The 20,746-nt window shown below is 61.0% G+C and carries 16 protein-coding genes and 2 pseudogenes; 6 read left to right on the top strand and 12 right to left on the bottom strand.

Annotated elements, in window-relative coordinates; all coding sequences use genetic code 11:
- Positions 1-198: 198 nt before the first annotated feature.
- Complete coding sequence (locus AC07W5_RS12605; protein ID WP_494993155.1) at positions 199-405, bottom strand: co-regulatory protein PtrA N-terminal domain-containing protein; 207 nt, start codon at positions 403-405, stop codon at positions 199-201.
- A gap of 347 nt (positions 406-752) precedes the next feature.
- Between AC07W5_RS12605 and AC07W5_RS12600 the strand changes: the two genes are divergently transcribed.
- The 4 genes from AC07W5_RS12600 (at position 753) to dapF (ending at position 4,411) form a co-directional block, all read left to right on the top strand.
- A complete protein-coding gene (locus AC07W5_RS12600; protein WP_495013298.1) occupies positions 753-1,457 on the top strand; it encodes a heavy metal response regulator transcription factor in 705 nt (234 codons plus the stop codon).
- A 368-nt stretch (positions 1,458-1,825) separates the two neighbouring features.
- Entirely contained in the window at positions 1,826-2,209 is a 384-nt protein-coding gene (gene copC / locus AC07W5_RS12595; RefSeq protein ID WP_495023497.1) for a copper homeostasis periplasmic binding protein CopC, read from the top strand.
- Positions 2,210-2,212: 3 nt separating this feature from the next.
- Positions 2,213-3,151 (top strand): copper homeostasis membrane protein CopD, encoded by a 939-nt coding sequence (copD, locus tag AC07W5_RS12590; protein WP_495023496.1) that lies wholly within the window; start codon positions 2,213-2,215, stop codon positions 3,149-3,151.
- A gap of 441 nt (positions 3,152-3,592) precedes the next feature.
- Positions 3,593-4,411, top strand: a complete 819-nt coding sequence (dapF, locus tag AC07W5_RS12585; protein WP_495023495.1) for a diaminopimelate epimerase — start codon at positions 3,593-3,595, stop codon at positions 4,409-4,411.
- Positions 4,412-4,456: 45 nt separating this feature from the next.
- Here dapF and AC07W5_RS12580 read toward each other — a convergent pair.
- A pseudogene (locus AC07W5_RS12580) lies at positions 4,457-4,621 on the bottom strand (transposase domain-containing protein); the annotation flags it as partial.
- Here AC07W5_RS12580 and AC07W5_RS12575 point away from each other — a divergent pair.
- Positions 4,556-4,944: pseudogene (locus tag AC07W5_RS12575) on the top strand (lactonase family protein). The pseudogenes AC07W5_RS12580 and AC07W5_RS12575 sit on opposite strands and share 66 nt — an antisense overlap.
- Before the next feature lie 33 nt (positions 4,945-4,977).
- On the top strand, positions 4,978-5,685 hold the full coding sequence (locus AC07W5_RS12570; RefSeq protein ID WP_495023494.1) for a TerC family protein: 708 nt from the start codon (positions 4,978-4,980) through the stop codon (positions 5,683-5,685).
- Between the two features lie 66 nt (positions 5,686-5,751).
- Here AC07W5_RS12570 and AC07W5_RS12565 read toward each other — a convergent pair whose 3' ends face one another.
- From AC07W5_RS12565 to bcsE, 10 genes are all read right to left on the bottom strand, one after another.
- Positions 5,752-6,003, bottom strand: a complete 252-nt coding sequence (locus AC07W5_RS12565) for a hypothetical protein (RefSeq protein WP_495023493.1) — start codon at positions 6,001-6,003, stop codon at positions 5,752-5,754.
- Between the two features lie 177 nt (positions 6,004-6,180).
- The gene (gene bcsC, locus AC07W5_RS12560) at positions 6,181-9,675 is read right to left on the bottom strand and encodes a cellulose synthase complex outer membrane protein BcsC (protein WP_495023633.1); all 3,495 of its coding nucleotides are present in this window, start codon (positions 9,673-9,675) and stop codon (positions 6,181-6,183) included.
- A 5-nt stretch (positions 9,676-9,680) separates the two neighbouring features.
- Positions 9,681-10,781, bottom strand: a complete 1,101-nt coding sequence (gene bcsZ / locus AC07W5_RS12555) for a cellulose synthase complex periplasmic endoglucanase BcsZ (protein WP_494993149.1) — start codon at positions 10,779-10,781, stop codon at positions 9,681-9,683.
- Positions 10,782-10,784: 3 nt separating this feature from the next.
- Positions 10,785-13,073, bottom strand: a complete 2,289-nt coding sequence (gene bcsB / locus AC07W5_RS12550; protein WP_494993148.1) for a cellulose biosynthesis cyclic di-GMP-binding regulatory protein BcsB — start codon at positions 13,071-13,073, stop codon at positions 10,785-10,787.
- Positions 13,070-15,664 (bottom strand): UDP-forming cellulose synthase catalytic subunit, encoded by a 2,595-nt coding sequence (gene bcsA, locus AC07W5_RS12545; RefSeq protein ID WP_495023492.1) that lies wholly within the window; start codon positions 15,662-15,664, stop codon positions 13,070-13,072. Before bcsA ends, bcsB begins: the two co-directional genes overlap by 4 nt.
- A complete protein-coding gene (gene bcsQ, locus AC07W5_RS12540; RefSeq protein ID WP_495023491.1) occupies positions 15,661-16,383 on the bottom strand; it encodes a cellulose biosynthesis protein BcsQ in 723 nt (240 codons plus the stop codon). The genes bcsA and bcsQ overlap by 4 nt, the downstream gene beginning before the upstream one ends.
- Complete coding sequence (gene bcsR, locus AC07W5_RS12535; protein ID WP_494993145.1) at positions 16,380-16,616, bottom strand: cellulose biosynthesis protein BcsR; 237 nt, start codon at positions 16,614-16,616, stop codon at positions 16,380-16,382. Before bcsR ends, bcsQ begins: the two co-directional genes overlap by 4 nt.
- Positions 16,586-18,217 (bottom strand): cellulose biosynthesis protein BcsG, encoded by a 1,632-nt coding sequence (gene bcsG / locus AC07W5_RS12530; protein WP_494993144.1) that lies wholly within the window; start codon positions 18,215-18,217, stop codon positions 16,586-16,588. Before bcsG ends, bcsR begins: the two co-directional genes overlap by 31 nt.
- Positions 18,204-18,404, bottom strand: coding sequence for a cellulose biosynthesis protein BcsF (gene bcsF, locus AC07W5_RS12525; protein ID WP_494993143.1), 201 nt, complete (start codon positions 18,402-18,404; stop codon positions 18,204-18,206). The genes bcsG and bcsF overlap by 14 nt, the downstream gene beginning before the upstream one ends.
- On the bottom strand, positions 18,401-19,942 hold the full coding sequence (gene bcsE, locus AC07W5_RS12520) for a cellulose biosynthesis protein BcsE (RefSeq protein ID WP_494993142.1): 1,542 nt from the start codon (positions 19,940-19,942) through the stop codon (positions 18,401-18,403). The genes bcsF and bcsE overlap by 4 nt, the downstream gene beginning before the upstream one ends.
- Positions 19,943-20,746: the final 804 nt, after the last annotated feature.

Here is a 20,746-nt window from a genome sequence, read left to right as displayed (position 1 = left end):
AAAGGGGAGCTGTGCGAAACAACCAGTGAGTTGCCCATACAGGTTGAAGGCACTCTCTCAGGAGTTCGTATTGGTCCCGGATGAGCTTCGCCCGCCGTCACTAAAGACGAATTGATACGGCAAGCGAGCTCAGAAATTGCCACATTTGAACCACCACAGTGATTACATTTCTGTCAGCTTGAGAGTGCGCTCAGCTATTCAGCAATCAGTGTGCTCGAGTGCTTTGGTTTTACTTTCTGCGACGGGAGGTTGAGTGCCTTGGGTTTGGGCTACTCGGTACGATTCCATTGAATCCTTCCTGGCCGCGTCCATCCGTGCGAATGTCCGGTCACCACCACCTTCGGCCATAGCGAGAGAAGAGACGGTCAAGGCAGCGATGACAAGCAGGGTTTTGACGGATTTCATTTGGGTATCCTCGGATGAGTTTTGTTTTCCCCTTTGAATCCACATCAGGATGATGATTCTTGGGGCTGAGCTTCAGGCTCGATACAACTTTAAAACCCGTTCCCTGTCAGAAGCCTTAAGTGAGCATTACCGTTGTGTCAGGTTGCGACTTCCTTCTTGAACAGATGCGTAAGCGCAGCGCAGGTTCAAGACATGATGCCCATACCCATAATGAGTGCGCACATGGCCATATTTGAGTAGCGCTTGCTGACATCTATCTGAGGCCAGGATTACTTTTCTGTCAGTTTCTGCTTGGCTGGACCCATTCATTGCAAACTCAGTCCGTCATCACTTTGAGATCCACCCTCATGAGACTTCTGGTTGCTGAAGACGAACCAAAAACAGGTATCTATTTGCAGCAGGGCCTCACAGAGTCGGGGTTCAATGTCGATCGCTTTACCGATGGTACGCAGGCGCTTCAGCACGCCTTGAGCGAGGCGTATGACCTGCTGATTCTCGATGTCATGATGCCCGGCCTGGATGGCTGGGAAGTACTTCAGAAGGTGCGTGCATCCGGGAACGATGTTCCCGTCCTCTTCCTGACTGCGCGAGACCGCGTTGAAGATCGAGTAAAGGGGCTTGAGCTTGGAGCCGATGATTACCTGATCAAACCCTTCGCGTTTTCTGAATTGTTGGCCCGCGTTCGAACGCTACTGCGTCGGGGTAACAGTGCGCCTTCGCAAACCCATATGAAACTGGCCGATCTGGAGGTGGACCTGCTCAAGCGCAGGGCCATTCGTGGAGGCAAACGCATAGACCTCACGGCGAAGGAATTTGCGTTGCTCGAGCTGTTGCTGCGCCGCCGGGGCGAGGTGCTGCCAAAGTCACTTATCGCCTCCCAGGTCTGGGACATGAACTTCGACAGCGATACCAATGTTATCGAGGTCGCGGTGAGGAGGCTGAGAGCGAAGATCGACGACGACTTTGAGGTCAAGCTGATCCATACCTCGCGGGGCATGGGGTACATGCTCGACGCACCAGACTCGGAGTCGCAATTCGCTCCTCATGAGTGATCAAGCACCGAATTGATAACCATGGTTTGCGACCTTGCTCTCAGATGGACTGAGCGCTTTGAAGTGTCCAGAAAGTCTTGAAGTCGGGGCGGATGGGGCAGCGCGTTATGCCCCGTGAGGCCCCTTATTCTGGGCATAGAGCCAGTCCCAAGCTGACTGAAATGTAATCGAACGGTCCGCGTTCATGTGGCATCGTGTATCTGCACTGTGACGCTGGAGTCTTGGCCAACGCCCCCATGTTCAGTATGTACCAGGACGCGGAATACGCCGGGTATTCGTCTGTGGTTATAACAAGAATCGGAAAGTAAAAACCAGATCTCCCCCCAACCAAACCTCGAATCAACAGCTCATGCTGTGAGGAGTCTTGCATGTCATTCTTTAAAACTACCACCGTAGCCGTTGCGCTTACCGCTGGTTTGCTGATTAGTGCAGTCGCTCAAGCACATCCCAAACTCCTTTCTTCCACGCCTGCTGAAGGTTCGGACTCTGCGGCACCTTCAAAAATTGAACTGCACTTTTCTGAGAATCTCACGACTCAGTTCTCTGGTGCAAAACTGATCATGACCGATATGCCAGGCATGCCGAACTCTCCAATGGGTGTTAAAGCCGGTGTTTCCGGCGGCGCCGATCCAAAAATGATGGTTATCACGCCTGCTTCTCCGCTGACCACTGGTACCTACAAGGTTGAATGGCGTGCTGTCTCTTCGGACACTCATCCCATCACCGGCAACTTCTCTTTCAAAGTGAAATGATTCATGAGCGACTCAATTAACATCGTGATTCGCTTTGCTCTTTATTTGGACCTGATGCTGCTGTTCGGATTGGCAATTTTTGGTGTGTACAGCCTCAGGGGAAAAGAGCGAGTATCTGGCACGGTCTTGAACTTCGAGTCGCTCCTTTTTGGTACATCCATTATCGGCGTACTTCTATCCCTTGCTGCTATGTTGCTGCTGGCAAAAGCAATGAGCGGCGTTTCAGGGTTTATGGAGCTTCATCACCATATCTTTCAAATGGTCCTTATGGGGACTGATGTCGGTTTGACCTGGATGGTCCGAATAGCTGCTCTGCTATGGGCAATTATCGCCGTCACATTGAATAAGCGCTTTCCGACACTCAGTCTCTGGATGGTCACCGCATGTGGAGCCATTGCACTGGCCACCCTAGCATGGACAGGACACGGTGCCATGGATGAAGGTAGCCGTCGCTATTGGCATTTCATTAGCGATATCTTCCATCTTTTAGCCGCAGGTGGCTGGTTGGGGGCTCTCGCGGCGTTCGCTCTGCTGCTGCGTTTGAAATCACTGAAGGGCGAGCAAGAGGCACGAATTCTTGCTCGGGTACTGACAGGATTTGAATCGGCTGGCGCGGTGATCGTAGTGATCCTAAGCATCACCGGTGTAGTGAATTACCTTTTTATCGTAGGTCCAGCCCTCGATGAGGTGATGCTGACCACTTATGGCATATTGCTGTTTTTGAAAATTCTACTATTTTCCGGAATGATCGTACTGGCCATTCTCAACCGTTTTCATCTAAGTCCGCTATTAGAACGATCAGTTCGAAATGGAGAGTATTCAGTCGCGGTCAACGCTTTGCGGCGTAGCATGACCTTTGAATTTTCAATGGCTGTGGTCATAGTGTGCCTTGTTGCATGGCTGGGGACTTTGAGCCCGGAGATGGAAATGAGCTCTGCATAGACGTTTGAATCGCCCCTGGTTTTGTAGGCACCTCCAAGCCTTGAAGTGAGGCCCACCAGGAGATGCCATGAGCACCAGCGTTACGATTCAGTGGGTGCATACTGGTAATCGATGGTTCTTGATCGACATCAACTTCGTTGGCGTGCTGGCTCTGTAGGTAGAGGAACACCCATACGTTGCAAGGGGATCGGGCATGGCCAAAACTATTCCTTACATCTGAAGCACTCCTGGCGTGTCTGTTGGGGGGCGACAGGTACTGTTCGGCGAACTCCTTCGGTATGCGTCCGGCCAACACACCTTATTGACACCGCCGCTTAAGGTAAGTGTCTGCCAAACACATCGGCCTCTCGAGCTTTCACACGGCTTGCAAATGTTATGCGAATGGGGCTAGATCGCCTTTAAACGTCAATTCACCACATGCCTCGTCGCCAGGATCTATTTATGTCGCTGAGTTTTCATAAAATGCACGCAAATGGCGATGACTTCGTTATTGTAGACTCGCGAAACTCCGCCAATCCGATGACAAGTACCATGGCTCGGCGAATGGGTGATCGGAACCGAGGAGTCGGATTCAATCAACTCGCGGTGGTGCTCGATTGCGATGATGCAGTTGCGCGCTTGATGTTTTGGAATGCCGATGGCTCCACGCTGGATGCTTGTGGCAGCGCAACGCGGGGTGCCGCGGATATGCTGATGCGCGAATCAAATATTACTTCGGTAGCGCTCCGAACCAACCGTGGTCTACTAACTTGCGAACGAACCTCAACCGGCGCAATTTCTGTCAACATGGGGGAGCCGCTTTTCGGCTGGTCGGATATTCCCCTGGCTCTGGAACTGGATACTGCTGTTTTGCCACTTGCTGGTGGCCCAACAGCGTGCAGCATGGGAAATCCGCACTGCACCTATTTTGTGGATGATCTAACAGTCGTTGATATAGCGACAATCGGACCGACAATTGAAACCAACCCACTATTTCCCCTCAGGACGAACGTGCATTTCGTCCAGATCATTAACCGAAAGCACATTCGGTTGCGCATTTGGGAGCGCTGGGGTGGTATTCCGCTCGGTTCAGGTTCCTGCTCTTGTGGCGCCGCTGTTAGCGGAATTCGTCGTGGCTTGTTAGACAATTCCGTTGAGGTTGAATGTGATGGCGGAACCGTAACGGTTCAATGGGATGGCGTAGGACCTGTCTTTCTCATCGGGCCGGTAGAGACAACTTTTTCGGGAACAATCACGGATAGCTTATTACAGGTTTTATAGCTGCTATATCGTGATAAACAGAGGAATTAATCATTCCTTACAAAATTAAGCCAGTTGCCATCTATGTGGCAGCAGTTCGGCAATCGCACTCGCACGCTGCGTTGGCAGGCGTGTGAGGACGTCCTTCAAATAAGCATACGGATCATGCCCGTTGAGCCGTGCCGATTGGATCAAACTCATGATCGCGGCTGCACGTTTGCCGCTGCGCAGTTCACTGGTAACAGCCGCGCAGCAGCTATTGTGATGGCCCCCTCCGGTAGGCATTTGTACGCGTCCAACCGGGGCACGACAGGGTCGCCACCTTCAGCCTTGAGCAAAGCGGTTCCTTCAAAGCAGTAGGACATACGTCGACACAAGGCCGCACACCTGGCTTCATGAACATCACACCCGATGGCAAACGCCTCTTTGTGGCTAACGAGGAGAGCGACAACATCGTTGCGTTCGATGTGGATCAGCAGTCGGGTGTACTCACTCCCAATGGGCAGTCGATCAAGACCGCCAGTCCAGTCTGCATGATCTTCAAAACCACCTGACCATCAGCTAACATTATCTCGGGAGCCGCCATTTTGTTAGAGCTTCTTAACTCGCCAGGCATATGGCTTGCCATCGCTCAGATCATCGCAATCGACATCCTTTTGGGTGGCGACAATGCGGTTGTCATCGCTTTGGCTTGTCGAAAGCTACCTGAAGCGCAGCGCAATCGGGCCATCATTGGCGGTGCCTTGGGTGCGATTTTGCTGCGCATAGCGATGATCTTCTTTGCACTGCAACTGCTTGAGCTGCCTTATCTCAAACTGGTTGGAGCAGCACTGCTGGTATGGATTGGTATCAAGCTCCTGGTTCCCGAAGAGCAAGATGCTCACAGCAAATTTACGGCCAGTGCGCAGCTGCTCGGCGCCATAAAGACAATCATTGTGGCGGATGCCGTCATGAGTCTGGATAACGTGGTGGCGGTGGCGGGAGCTTCGGGTGGGAAGCTTGAGCTTGTCATCTTTGGGATCGTGATCAGCATTCCAATCATCATCTGGGGCAGCAAGCTTGTCCTGCATTTCATGGATCGATTCCCGATAGTCATCAAGCTTGGCGCCGCATTAGTGGGATGGATTGCCGGCACCATGGCCATCACCGATATCGGCTTACCCTCGTCATCTTCCGCGCGGTATTACGCAGCCGGGTTGACGGGCGCGATCCTGGTTCTGATTGCAGGAAGGCTGGTGGCCAAGCGCAATACATCGCACTCAGTAGAGTCTTCCGAATCCGGAAGGAGTGAGTAGCAATGGGACAGAATATTTTCGCTGTACGGGGCGAGTCAGCACCAAACGGTTGTCTGCGGGTTGCAATCAATCCGGGCAACCCTGAATTGGCGCAGGGAGACGAACTCTACGTCCAATGGTGCAATCAGCCTGGCAAGCATCTTTGAGATGCACTGCGACTTCTTCAGGCCTGGCCTTGCCATAGACCTCCAAATTGATGCGCAGCCCGCGCACGCCCAGCTTATGCATTTCTTTCAATCGCTCGGGTGAGACGGGTAAATCGAGCACAGCGACCGCCCGCGCCCGGTCACTGCCCAATTGCTTGAGCGCATCGATCATGCAGCGATTGTCCCCTGCATAGGGGCTTGGCTGCACGAGCACTATTGGGGCTGGATAATCTCATAGCGATGTCCGCAAGGGCCGCTGCGGCGTTTTCGAACCCAGGAACCAGGGGCTCGAAAATCTGCAACGGCCTCGGACCTTCCGTTATCGGCTCGCCACCCATCGGCCTGACCCTCAGCGCCTGTCGGCGTAAGGCGCTATGGGTTCGACCGGCAACGGCAGGTTGCCTTGCCACGGGTCGAAGGTGTAACGCAGGTAGAGCAAGGCCCGACTCGGCGCGTAGCCCTCGCTGTGCTGCCAGGTGATGCCGGAGCCCAGGACCAGGTTATCCGATAGCCTGCGTTCGAACAGGCCTTGCAGGCGGACGTTGACCCCGCTGCTACTGCTGCCGGCGTTGACCTGGCTGGCATCCTCGGCGAATACATCGCCGGCTTGCTTGATCAACTCGCGCAACTTGTCCGCCCCGTGAACGGGGTAAAGATCGCTATCGCGGGTCTTGGCATAGGACCAGCCCACCGAGCTTTCCAGCAGCACTGACCAGTCGGCATTTCGCCAGGCATAGTTGAGCGGTACGCCGATGGAATAGTACTGCTGCGGGCTGTAGTAACCGCCCTGGCCCAGGCTGTACTCGCTCAGATCCTTGTCATAGCCCCAGTACATGAGGGTCAGACCGGTGCGAAGACGCTCGTCGGCGCGGTCGATCAGGCGGTAGTAATAGCCGGCCATGGCCGACCGGCGCTGGTTGTCGGCGACGTTCTTGCCCCGCAACCAGTGGGCGCCGAGGCTGGCCCAGACGCCGTCGACACCCCCTTCGTCATGACTGAGTCCCAGGGTGACGCCATTGGCGGTGACGCCCCCCCAGGTAATTCCGGTGATCGGGTCAACCGCGCCGGCATAGGACACCAGAGAGTTGCTCAGCGGCCGTCGCGAGGCCGTAAGGGACCAGCCGAGGGACCGCCAGTCACTGCTGTAGGTGACCCCGCCGAGCCAGTTCGGCACCTTGAAGCCTTCTGGCGAGTGCCCCAGATCCAGCGCCCAGCGCTCATTTTTCCAGCCCATCGCCAGGCCTGTGCCGCTGGTGCTTTCGGAGGTATCCGGGCAACCGCTGGTGACCAGTGCGCAGGTACCGAACTGCTGGCGGTGCAGGCCGTTCGCCTCGGTGGCGAAACTGCCGACATCCAGCTCGACCTGTTCTGCCTGTAGAAAACCCTGGCCTTCGGCAATCGGCGCATCCAGGCGCAGGATGGTGGTCTGTGTGGTCAGGTCGGAAATCCCCGACGACGAGTTGTCCGTACGCCAGGCGAAGTCATGGTAGAGGTGCACCGTCGGGTTCTGCGCCTGGTACAGGGTGTCCACGTCACTGCGCAGGCTGCGCGGCAGCCACTCGTCGGCGTCCTTCGCCCGGCTGGCCAGGGTCATGGCGCGATCGTCGCGGGGGGTGGCCTGTACGGGATCGATCAAGCCGGCGGCGGCCATGCTGCGGGCATAGTTGTCCAGCGCCTGCTGGGGCTGCTGGCGGGACATCAGCCGCGCCGCGTCTCGATACAGCAGCGGATCGCTCTGTGGCGTCTCGAGCAGGCGGGCGTACAGCGCGCGCGCCTTGTCCGGCTGGTTCACCCCGGTCCAGGCATTGGCCAGGCGTCGCTGGTAGGCCGCCGGCGCATTCGCTGGCACCGCCAGTTCTTCCAGGGCGCGCTGCGCCGGCGCAGGCTGGCCGCGGGCAATCAGGGTTTCGATCAGGCCCAGCTGCGCCTCGGCGTTGCTCGGCTCGCGCTGCAGGACTTGCCGATAGTAGGTCTCGGCTTGCAGCTGATCGCCGCGCTGGTAGGCCCAGTCCGCCAGGGTCGCCAGATCGTCGGTGCTCGGCGCGCGCAGCAGCAGGGCGATCGCCTGCGGCTCGTGACCGGCATCACGCAGGGCCCGGGCCCGGGCCAACAGTTGGCGGCGTTCGACCCGGCTGGACAGGTCGCGCATATTGTCGTCCCACTGCGCCGCGGGAATGGCGGCCAGGGTGGCGAGAGTCTCGCTGTCGCGCCCGATCGAGGCCAGGTACAAGCCGTGGGCGTAACGGGCCGGGGCATTGCTGCCCTGGCGCTGGATCAACTGGCGGAAGCTGTCTTCGGCCGCGCTGTTTTGCCCCTGTGCGTGCTGGGCATTGGCCAGGCGATAGGTCAGCCAGGGATCGTCCGGCGCCAGTGGCCGGGCCTTGAGCAGCACCCGCGAAACCGTCGGCCAGTCGGCGCGCCGGGTCGCGGCATCGGCCTGGAGGTTAAGACGGTCGAGCTCCAGGCTCCGGCGCAAGGCCGCAAATTCGCGCTGGGTGGCCGCCGGCAAGGTGTCGAGGTAGGCCTGGGCTTTTTCCGGCGCTTGCGCCTGGTACAGACGCACCAGGGCGCGCACCGCCTTGCCGTTGTCGGGCTGCAGCTTGCGCGCCTGCAACAGCAGGGCCTCGGCCTGAATGTCTTCGCCTTCGGCCAGGGCGATATTGGCCAGGCCCACCAGCCAGTCGGCTTCGTCGGGTTTGACCTGGCGCGCCTGTTGATAGGCCTTGCGGGCCGCTGCCAGGTCCTTGCGCTCCAGGGCTTCGTCGCCCTGTTGCAGCAACATCCAGTTGCGGTTGGCCAGTTGCAGGTCTTTCCACTTGCTGATCCAGGAAGTGTCCTGTTCCTTGCCCAAGGCCTCGGTGAACGCCGCATAGGCCTGGTCATGCTTGTTCTGGTGCATCAATGCGGTGCCCAGGAAGCCGATCAGGCTGGCATCGTCCGGGTAGCTGCGTGAAGCGCGGCGCAGGAGCTTTTCGGCGCCGACATTGTCGTTGGCCTCCAGCAGCTCCTTGCCTTTGACGCCGGCCTGCCAGGCCGGATCGCCGAGCAACTGGCGCTGGTGCTGCAGCTGCTTGTTTGCCTGGTTCTTGAAGGTCGAATAGGGGTAATACCGCTGGAAGTCTTCCCAGGCGCGAGCGGTTTCGCCGCTGACCGGCAGCTTGCTCAGGTAGTTGTATTCGCGCTCGGAGGCGAGGTTGCTGGTCTGGGGATCGCCAGCCAGCTGGTGCAGAATCGCCAGGGCTTCGGCATCGCGCTGTTCGGCGAACAGCAGGCCGGCGAGCATCTGGCGCAGCCCCGCGTTACCCGGGTACTGGCTGTCGAGGCTCTGCAATTGCTGGATCACCGCGGGGCGCTGGCCGCTGATGCCACTGCGCACGCCCCAGTATTCCAGTGCGCTGGAGAAGTCCGGCGGCTCGCTGCCGAACAACTCCTGGTATTGTGCCACCGCTTCTTCGGCCCGTCCGGCAGCTGTCAGCAGCCGGGCTTGTTGCAACAGATGCTGACCGTCCTTGCTCTGCAGCTTGATCAGGGCCTGGGCCTGGCGCAGCGCCGGCGAACCCGGGGCCTGGCGGCGCAATTGCTCCAGGCGTTGCTCGACCAGCGGCTGGTTATGTTGCAGCAGGGCCTGGCGAATCCCGCCGACCAAGACCTGCGGATGTTGCGGAGCAATCGACTCCAGGCGCGCCAGCGAGTCGCGCACCAGGTCCTCGCGATACATCGCTTCGCCCAGGCGTACCTGTTCGAGCAGCCACTGTTGCTGTTCCTGGGGTGTAACCGGCTGAGCCAGCGCGGTGCCCGACAAGCAGCTCAACACCAACGTCCATTGCGACACGACTTTGCGCATGAGCACTACTTGCATGATGAAGTCCACGCCGGCAGCAGCCGGCCGTCCTTGTCGAAACGATAACGCTGTTGGTCCCAGCCTTGGCCGAACATCAGCAGTGATTGGTTGTAATAGGCGTCCGCCGGGGGCGGGTTCTGGCGTAGGCGTTCGCGTTGGGCCGCCAACGCCGCACCGCCTTCGGCTGTGCTGGCCAGCAGCGGCAACAGCGCCGCCGAGAAGCCAACCGGGCCGACGCCCTCTGCAGTGCCCTGGGCGACATCCACACGCTCCGGCGGATGGCCGAGCCGCGCCGTCAGCGCCACCATGGGTTGCACCTGCGCGAGCAACTCGGCCCTGCCCGGGACTTGAGGATCGAGCATGCCCAGCCAGAGGTAGACGCGGATCGCGTCATAGCTGCCGAGCGCGCCCTTGGCGTCCGCTGCCCAGCCTTGCCCGGTTTTCCAGACCACCCAGTCGGCGGGCTGGCCCTTGGGCGAGCTTTCCAGCAGCAGGCGCCGGGTACTGTTCGCCACGTCGTGCCACACGGGTGCGACCAGGGCAAAACGCGCCAGCAGTTGTGGCGGCAGGTAGCTGGGGTTGAGCCGCCAGCCGTCGGCGGATTCGAAGCCGGCATCCCCCGGCAACAGCATCAGGCCCAGCCCGGGCAGCGGGCGCAGGGTTTGCGCGGCGCTGCGCCAGAGCATGTTGCGGCCAAGGGTTTCATAATCCGGCCGCTTCCAGAGGCGGCCGGCCTCCAGCAGGCTGTAGGCCATCCACAAGTCGGCATCGCTGGCGTTGTTCGGATCCAGCACCTGCCAGCGACCCTCCTTGCTCAGGCCCCACTGCCAGGCGGGCAGTTGGCGGTTCAGGTCGCCGCCGGCGAGGTTGTCCCGGGTCCATTTCAGCAGCTTGGCGAAGCTGTCACGGTCGTTGCCCAGCAGGGCAAAGAACATTCCGTAGCTCTGGCCTTCCGAGGTGGTGATCTGCTGCATCGAGTGATCGATCACCCGTCCATCGGGGCTCACCATCGCCTTCTTGTAGCTCTCCCAGGCCGGCCAGGTGCACTCGGCGGCAGCCGCCAGACCCGGCAGGCTCAGGGCCAACGCCCATGCGATGGCGGCTTTCATCCCTTACTCCTCGTTCGCCAGTCGACGACGCGCGGCCCAGCGCAAGGCGCGCCACAGCAGGAAGGCGGCCAGCAGTACACTCAAGACCGCCATGCCAGCCAGCAGTACCGGATGTTCCGAGAGCTGGAACCAGAGCATCAGCCACCATGGCAAGTAGCCGACAAAGTACTGCTCGCCGACCAGCTGGCTGTTCACGCCGCTGCTCCGGATCATGGCCACGGAACCGGACACGGCGTCGATTTTCCCGTTATCGCTCAGGGTTTCGCGCAGCATCTGGTAGTCGGGGGTATTGGTGGCCAGCAGCGCGACAATGCTGCGCTGGCTATGGAAGGGCGACTGCATACCGACGATCGCCGCCATCGGGGCCTTGGCCGACACTTCGACCCGGTTGGCTCCCAGGTTGCGCTCATCGTTGATCTGCCCGGCCCGGGCCGAAGCCTGACCGGCGGCGGCATTCGATGCCTGTATCAGGGAGTCGAGGGTGTGGTCGAGCCACAGGTTGAGGTCCGGCTGATTGCGCAGGTCCGCGGGCAGGGCGCCCAGCACCAGCAGGTCGACGTCGGCTTTCCTGGCGTCATCCCAGTTGTCGCTCAGGTTCAGCGCCAGCGCCGGGAAGCCGGTTTGCGAGGAGATCTTGGCAACCGCCTCGAACAAGGTGCTGAGCTGGGTGGCGGTCGGATTGGCCGGCACCACCACCAGGGTCTCCGACAGGTCGGCCATGCGGCTGAACGGGAAGCCGCTGCGGGCGAAAGCGCGCAGGTCCGGCATGGCGATGTAATGGTGATAGCCCGACAGGTCGATGGTCGACTCATCGTCGATCAGAGCCCGGGTGTCCACCGGCAGGGAGGTCTGGCAACGGTCGCGCTGGGAGCTACCGAAGGTGCTGGCGAAACTGAAATCGAAGCGGATGCTGTTGCGATCGCCGATTTTCAGCGCCGGTACCAAGAGGTGGTCGCTGGTGTTCGCCGACTCGTTGGACAGCACCGCCAGGCGCAGTTCTTCCAGACGGCTGTTGGTGTTACGCAGCAGCGGCAGGCTGGTGATGAACTGGTTGTTGAGGCTGATGTTCAGGCGCGACTCGTCGTTGGTCGACGGCGGCGTGTAGCGGTACTTGGTCTGTAGCGGGATGCCCTGGTTACGCCAGACGAACAGGTCGGGCGGCAGGTTGATGTCGAGGATGATCGGCCGCGGCAGAAGGCCGCTGACCTGCAACTGCTCAGGGTACTTGAGCAGTTCGGCGAAGCGCACCGGGCGATCGGTACGCATCCAGTTGGGGGCGTCGTAGGGTTTGCGCGGCTGCAACTGCTGGACGTTTTCCACCGTCACCCGCGAGCTGCGGAACAGGTCGCCGCCCAGGGCCAGGGCTCGGGCGGCCACCGCCAGGTCGGCGTCATTGCGCCCCATCACCAGCAGCACTTTGCTGTAGCGGTCGTTGGGGTTGTCGATCAGCTGCACCACCGGCGCTTGCACCAGCGGGAACTTCTCCAGGTCTGCGAGGAACTGTGGCCGATGATCGTTGGTGGCGAACACCACCGAAGGGTTGAGGTTGTCCTGGTCCTGGCTCGCCGGCAGCTGATCGAACAGCACCGGGAACTGAGCGCCGCGCCAACCCGCCAGGCTGCCGAAGTAAGAGGCCAGGATGCCGGCGGCGCGCTGTTCGCCTATGGTCGGGGAGGCGGCAAACAGCAGGTTGATGACCGGCTTGCCATCGCCCAGTGCGTCGAAGAATGGCCTCGGGAAGTACGCCAGATCGTTCCTGGTCGCCAGTGCCTGTTCCTGCAGGGAAACCTGGCTGGCGCGGCTGACGTTGACCCACAAGGCGCTGTTGGCCGGGTCTTCGCACATGTCGGTGTAATGGCCGATGAATTCCAGACGCACGCGGTTGAAATCGGTGACCAGCCGGGGATCCAGGGCGATCTGCTGCGTGGTCTTGCGCCCCAGTTGTTCTTTCTCGATGGGCACCACGCTCATCAGGGTGTCATTGAGGTAGACCCGCATATGCGAGAGCGTCGGCAGCAGCGCCGGAGACGGGGTGTATTCCAGCTTAAGCCTGGCATCGCTGGCGATACGGTCGCGCCGCAGGGTGAACTCGATTTGATCGCTGTTGTGGATCCCCAGCAACAGGCTGTCGGCCGAACGCCCCAGCTGTTCGAAGGTGCGCGCGGTGGCCCAGCTCGGGGCTTTCTGCTCCTGCGCCAGAGGGGGAGTGACAGGCGCCGGGGCGGCCTGTGCGCAGGCAACGGCCAGGAGCGCCAGGCTGGCAAATAGAGATTTGCTGAAATAGCGGCTCATGATGCGTTCACCGTTATAGAAGAAGAGGAGGGGGAAGACGCCAGGGGCATACGCGGCAGGTAACTGCCCAGCCAGGCCAGCAGGCGAAGGAACGGACCGATCACCACTTGGGTCCAGGCCGGCAGGTATTCGTAGAGCCGGTAGTAACCCTTGGCGCCCAGCTTGAGAATGTCCAGGAAGCTGTGCAGCGGCCGGTCCTGGGCGAAGTCTTCGCCCCAGTTAATCCAGGCGTCGGCCCGGGCGAAGGTGCACTGCACGAAATCGATCTTTTGTTGCTCCGTGAGCCTGGTGAAGCTGATGCCCACGAAGTTCTTGTGGCTACGGCAGACCTCGCCGGGAAACAGGAACTCGCGCTGCCCACGCTGCATCAGCAGAGAAACGCGACTGCCCACCGGCAGCGACAGCGGCACATCCACCTGGAACCCGGCGCCGCCGTCGGAGTAGTCCACCAGCATGCCGGAGTAGAAGCGACCGTTATCCAGACGCACGGCCGCTGGCAGCTTGGACTGCACCCTGTGGGTCTGGCGCACCTGTCGCACTTCAGCGGCAATCGCCACCGCCGCACCGGTGATCAGCAGGTTGTAGATCACCCAGAGAGTGCTCACCAGCACCGTGCCGATCTCGGTCGCCGGGCCAGTGAGCAAGCGCCAGAAGGCGAATCCCAGGCCCGCCAGGTTCAGGGCCGAGAGCACCAGATAGGGCTGGGCGATCTTCCAGTCGAACTGGTTGTGCTCCATCAGGCCGCCTTTGGCGGTGACGTTGAACTTGCCTTTCCTGGGGTTGAACAGCGCCACGGTGGTGGGTCGGGCGATGTACCAGGCCAGTACCGTTTCGTAGACCTCACCCCAGAACGTCTGGCGATAATTGCCCTGCATCCGCGAGTTGGTCAGGCTGGCATGGATCATGTGCGGCAGCACGTACAACAGGATCATCAACGCCGGGGCGTAGATGATGTAGGCGTGCAGAAACAGGAAGGCCAGCGGCGCGGTGAGAAACAACAACCGCGGCAGCCCGGCCAGGAAGTGCAGCATCGCGTTGGCATAACAGATTCGCTGGAAGATCGTCAGGCCCTTGCCCAGCAAGGGGTTGTCGGTGCGGAAAATCTGCGCCATGCCGCGGGCCCAGCGAATCCGCTGGCCGATATGCGCCGACAGGCTTTCGGTCGCCAGCCCGGCAGCCTGGGGAATGCGCACGTAGGACGAGTTCCAGCCGCGCCGGTGCAGGCGCAGCGCGGTATGGGCGTCCTCTGTCACGGTTTCGACCGCGAAGCCGCCGATGTCCTCCAGCGCGGCGCGGCGCAATACCGCACAGGAACCGCAGAAGAACGCCGCGTTCCACATATCGTTGCCGTCCTGCACCAGGCCGTAGAACAGTTCGCCCTCGTTGGGCCGGCGACGGAACATGTTCAGGTTGCGCTCAAACGGGTCGGGAGACAGGAAGTGGTGCGGGGTCTGCACCAGGGCCAGCTTCGGATCGCGCAGGAACCAGCCCACAGTGAGCTGCAAGAAGGAGCGCACAGGGATGTGGTCGCAGTCGAAAATCGCCACCAGCTCGCCATCGATACGGCCCAACGCATGGTTGAGGTTGCCGGCCTTGGCATGCCGGTTATCGGTGCGAGTGATGTAGCCGACGCCGACTTCGGCAGCGAACTGGCGGAAGTTCTCGCGCTTGCCGTCATCGAGAATGTAGATGCGTAACTTGTCCTGCGGCCAGTCGATGCCCAGGGCGGCGTAGACCGTACCGCGGACCACCGAGAGGTCCTCGTTGTAGGTCGGTATCAGCAGATCGACGGTGGGCCACAGCCGGGTATCGCGAGGCATCTGCGCCGGCTGGCGCCCCAGCGGCCAGCAGGTCTGGATATAGCCCAGGATCAACACCACCCAGGCATAGGTTTCGGCCGCCAGCAGCAACAGGCCGACGGTCAGGTCCAGCGGGTTGTTCCAGTTCAGGGTCGAGGTATAGCGCCACCACAGGTAGCGGCAGGACACGATGGTCGACAGGACGATCATCAACAGCGTCGGGACGCGCCCCGGGATGCGCCGCACCAGCATGGCCAGCGCCCAGAGCAGAATCACGAACACCAGTTGGGCGATGTAGCCGAAGGGTTCGGTGATGCACAGCAGCATCAGCACCACCGCTACCACGCCCACACCGATGTTCAGCCAGCGCTGACGGCGAGGCTCAAGGCCTTTCCACCAGATCCGGCTCTGCCGCACTCGCCGGCTTTGCTGGACATGGCGCGGCAAGGCTTCAAGCAAGTGGCCCAAGCGCACGCCGAGCAGGCGTTGCCGCAGTCGCGCGGGGCGCGTCCAGCGCCGCCAGCTCAGCGGGCGGCGTGGCCGCAGCGGCTGCACCAGCAGCAACCAGATGCTTTGCACCAGCAAACGCAGCGGATCACCCAGGCTCGGCGGCTTGTTCGCCAACTGCGGATACCAGCGCTGGCGCTGCTCGCGCAACTGCTGCCAGCCCGGCGCCTCCAGGCGCAGGAACAGCCAGGCCAGAGCATTGAGCGAGGCCAGCCAAAGCCCGGTCAGAGGGGGGGTATCGTACTCGCGACGCAGGTAGGTGTAGGGAAACCAGCGGGCAATCATGCCACCTCCAGGCGACGGGCCAGGCACCAGGTCGCCAGGCTCAGTACGTCCTGGGCCGCCAGACTGCCCGGCGCATACAGCCCGACCGGGGTCTTGAACGCGAGCGACTCGCGCATCGCCTCATCGTTGTGCACGGTCAGGGACAGCAACCGATCGGCGTGGTTCTTGCGCCAGATCAGCATCAGATCGCGCTGCAACTGGCTACCGGGATCGAAACGATTGACCAGCAGCGGACCGCTCACCGTCTCTTGCTGTTGCAGCAGCACATGGCAGGCCGCGTCTGCTTCGGCGACCTGGATAGGGAAATGACAGGGGCCGGTGTTGCCGTGCCCGACCAGGCGCTGCGGCACATCGAACAGTACCCAGTCGTAGTGCTCGGCCAGGCTGGCCTGACGTCTGGCCCACAGGGTGTGGTCCTTCGCCAGGCGGCGTTCCATTTCAAGTTGTTCTTCACGGTCGAGGCGGCCATAGGGCAGCAAACTCAAATTTGGCGCCAGGCTCCAGGCCTGGTTGTACCAATTCTCGCCATCGAGCATGCCGCGGGCCCAGCCGCAACTTTCCACGGTCGCCAGGTTGAAGTACAGGCGCAGCAGGTTTTCCGGGCACATGTCGACCATCAGCACCCGCTCGCCCAGGCTGTGCAGGGCGTAGCCTATCCCCGCCAGCAGGGAACTGCTGCCGACGCCTCCACGCAACCCGCGCAGACTCAGCGATCTCACGTCCTCACCTCCTGTGGGGCCTTCAGTTGTGTTTCCAGCGGCAGTGCCTCTTCGAGCTCGGCCAATAGCGGCCAGCGCTGCAAGGCGCGGCGCAGTTCCAGTTCGGCGGAAATGTCCACGTACTCGAGGTCCGGCAGCTTCAGCTCAAGCTTCAGTCGGGCGATGTCATCGGCGCGCCCGTTACGGGCATGCGCCAAGGCACTCATTTGAAGCGCTGAGGGTAAGGTAGCCATGCACCTTTCTCCTTGATCCGGACATAGGGCTTGCCGGCGTAGTCGAGCACCACGGTGCCGGAGTTCTCGGACACCGCAGGGGTCTGCGGCAGATCGCTCAACAGCGCCTGCCAGTCCAGCCCCCGGCCCTCGGCCTGGGGAGCGGCGGCATACAAGCGGGCGATGATTTCGGACAAGGCCAGGTAACTGCTGGGTGCGCTGACATGCAGCGGCGCTGAATTCGCCGCGGAACCCATGCCGATCAGCTTGATGCCCACTGGCACGTGAGTGATCGAGGCGCTCGGAATCTCGCGCATGCCGGAGATCTGCATGCGGTCGCCATGCAGCGCCGCGCCGTGCTCGGGCACTATCACCACGGCCACGCGCCGACCGCTGCGCTCGAGTTCCTTGATAAAGGCCGTCAGGTCGTCGATCAGGGCCTGGGCGCGAGGCTTGTACTCGGCGCTCTTGGTGCCGCCGTCGGCGGTCAGCGCTCGGTTGCCGTCGTGCAGCGTGGTGGTGTTGTAGAACAGCGCCACGCGTGAATCCTGGTTGTTCTCGCGGTGCTGCCACCACTTGTCCAGGACTTCCCGGTCGCGCCAGATCGGCGAGCCGTCGAAGCCCACCAGCGCCCGCGACAGGTTTGAGGCGTTCACCGCCGGATTGGGCAGAGCCCCCTGGCTGCGGACTTCATCGAGGAAACCTTCGAACTGACCGGTGTGGTTGAGCATCACTTCGCTGGCAAACCCGAGCTTGCGCAGATCGTCCATCAGCAGGCATTGCTCCGGCGCCACGCCGTAGAGCTTGTTGTGCGGTTGCTGGCCACAGCTGGCGCGCAATAGGCGTATCGCCGCCGGGCCGCTGTAGGCGGTGGCCGAGTTGAAGTTGTCGAACACCACATCCATCTGCTGCAACAGCGGGTTGTCCCGCAGGCCCACGGCGTCCAGGTCGTCCCAGGCCATGGAGCAGATGTTGATCAACAGCAGATCGAACGGCTGGGCTGCCGAGGTCGAGGGTTTGAACTCGACGCGCCGGCCGGCCTCGGTTTCATAGAACTTCTGCAGGTAGTCGTCCAGCGTCGCGCTGTCGGGCTCGGCGTTGCTGACCACGGCGCTGGCAGAAGCCGTGCCGGGGTTCGCAGCCTGTTGCGCGGGCGCTTGCAACGCCAGCAGGTTGGCGCTGCCCAGCAACGCCAGCCAGCCCAGGGTCAGGGTGGTCAGGCGCAGCCACTGGCTGACGAACAGGTAGGCCACCACCACGATCAGCAGCAGCCCGCAAAGGTTCCAGTCGATGAAGCGACCGGCCAGCTCCAGTAGGTATGCACCGGTGAAGTTCAGTACGCCGGGTTGGTCCAGCAGGCGGCTGAACGGCGGCAGCCAGGAGTCCTGATAGAACAGCGCCACCCCCAGCGGCACGGCGATCAGCCAACGCAGAAGGCTCGCATAGCGATTGCGCAACGGCACCAGCAAGACGGCAGCGAACACCAGATTAGGCAGGATCTGCAGATTGAGGTAACCGCCCCAGAACAACAGCAACTTGATCAGAAAGTACAGGTTCCACAGGCCCAGACCCGGCCAGATCCACGCAGGTTGCGCGATGACGGGGATTTCAGGACGGCTCATGGGGCTTACTCTGGGTAGGTTGCGGGGGCGTACGCCGACGTACGCCACGGGATTTCAGGTAACGCGGGCGCAAGTAACGCTCAAGCCCGTGCCTGATACGCTGACTGAAACGGCTCAGCAGCATCGCCAGCGCCAGCGTCAGCAGGCTGCTGGCGGCAATCACCTGCAGCAACTCGGAATACATCATGCGCAAGGTTCCGTGAGCGAAAGGGTGATGCGGTGTGGCGTAAAGCCGGTCAACCCGACGGACTGCGACAGATTGTCGATGACCCGCTCATCCGCCAGCCGGAAGGTCTCGGGCAATTCGGTCGCCTCGATAAAGGCCTTGCGCGGCAAGTGATCCACCGACGGCAGCGACTCGCAGGCGCTGAAAATATCGGCCCATGGCAGGCGGCATATATTGCCCAGGGCCGGCTCCAGGCCATCGGCGCGGCAGGCGAACAGAAACAGATAGAAGGTGCCGTCCAGCACACAAGCGATGTCGCCATAGCGGCGCAGGCTGATCTGACTCAGGTATTGCTCGATCTCGAGTCCGCCACGTGACTGCAGTTTCAGCAACTGGTGGCTGATCTCGCCCGAGGCGCCGCGGTACACCTGGTCCAGGGTTGCGATGAACGTGCTCGGCGTCAGCAGCCCGCGAACATGAGGGGGGCGCATGCGGTCGTACAGAGTCTGGAAATCAATGTCGCTGCGGTAATGCCAGAGTTGCCCCTGCACGCTATCGGTCAGGCTTAGAAAGTGCGCCAGCGAGGCCTTCAGCGGCACGATCAGATTGGCGCCGCAGGCCAGCAGTAGACGCTCGTCGCGGTAGCGCAGGCAGGGCTCCATTTCGCGAACGATGATTTTCAGTGCCGTTCCGCACTGATTGCGCAATTTGTGCAACTGACGGGCAAGGTCTTCGACCTGGTCGTTGCCTTCGATGGCCACGATCACGCTAGCGGCTCGCGCCTTGAGGGCGTGCAGCAGCAGCTCGTCGCGCCCCTCGAACAGTCGCCATTGCTGGGACAGCGGCGGTGCGCCTTCGAGTACGCTGCGCTGGGTCAGGTAGACGCGCTGGTCATCGGTGCGGATGGCTTGCGGGCTGCCACGTTGCGCCTGGCTCAGGCCAAGAACGCCGTCGGCCTGCTCCAGTTCGAACTCTCGGGCGGTGCACACGCCCAGCTCGTTGTGCCAGAAGTGCTGCTGATAGCGGATGCTGCCATCACGCCGATACAACTGCGCCAACCCCGACAACTCTTCGTTGAGGCCCACCAGTTCGGCATGCAGCGCCGGTTCCTGGCCGTGGCACAGGACCACCAGGGTACAGCGACGCTGGCGCAACCACTGGCGTACTTCTTCACACCATTGCTGCAGATGCCGGGCGTCAAAGCGCCGCCAGGCCAGGGCCGGTAATAGCAGGAGGATTTGACTGCCTGGGGTCCTGACGCCGCGATGCAACTCGGACGCCAAGGATTTCAGGGCCATCCCGAGATCATCGTCGGCTACTTCGAAGAGCCGCAGACGCTCCGGGCCAGACTCGCCGTCGAGGTTTTCCAGCAGGGCCCGGGGATCGCATCCGCCGCACACCAGTGTGGTTGGCTGGGCTTGCGGCAAGGCGCTCAGGAACTGAAGCGCAAGCGTCTGGGCATCGCTGTTCAGGTCGACGGAGACCCAGTACAGGCCTCCTTGACGCAATAACACTTGCTCATCCTGCAAATGCCGGATGCCTAAGCTGACATGACTCAAACTGACCTCTCCGTACCCGAAAAATGCCTTAAACCAACCGGGCCGAGAGCCCTATGCAACAATCGATCCTCTACCGCCTTCTTACCGTGAACCGGGTGTGCAACGGCCGCTGCAAAGGAGCTGTCATCTGGCCGGAAACCTCGAAAAACCACGGACGTTCAGGGATGAACCCGGCGCCTGACATGACCTGAATCATCCTTGCTGCTGGACGGGCAGACCCGTTCATGTGCCTGTTGCCATATCGGATGCGACAACCATCCTCGGCGCTCGCCGGCACTCGGTGTCTGGCTCGTGTGACTTCTTGAACCATCCACGGCAGAGCCTCGGGGTCCCGTAAAGCCGGGACTCGCGGCGTGCAATCATCAAGTGTTTGTTTCGAGTAATGAATAACGTCCTTGTCATCTTTCGGCGAATTCTTCCTTGGCTATCAAGGCTTTACGGCAGTTATCGGTGAACTTCGCGGCTCAGGGCCGAGGGCGCTGTCAACGCGGCGCCTCGCTGGTGGGGCGCAAGTCCCATGCAACTCGAACCAGCCCTGTCGTCTCCAATCACTCAGTCGAGTGTCTTGTCTGAATACTTCTGTGTTCAACCGGGTGCACGGCAAATCAAGCTGCTGGTCCGTGCATTTTGATCCGGGTCCGGTACGCAATGATTGCCGCAAGTAGCGCAACGTACAGGCAGGTGCAACCAAGGTTTCGAAGCTTATCCGCTGCTTGTCGTGTCGGCTAAGCAAGTCGACAGCAGGGTTGATATCAAAATGATACCGCCAATTTTTTGAATTGTCCAAGCGTTACTTCGAGAATT

The organism is Pseudomonas sp. GW821-FHT01E05 (assembly GCF_059422425.1).
The sequence above is the reverse complement of the archived record's forward strand: the minus strand, read 5'-3'. Positions and strand labels throughout refer to the sequence as shown.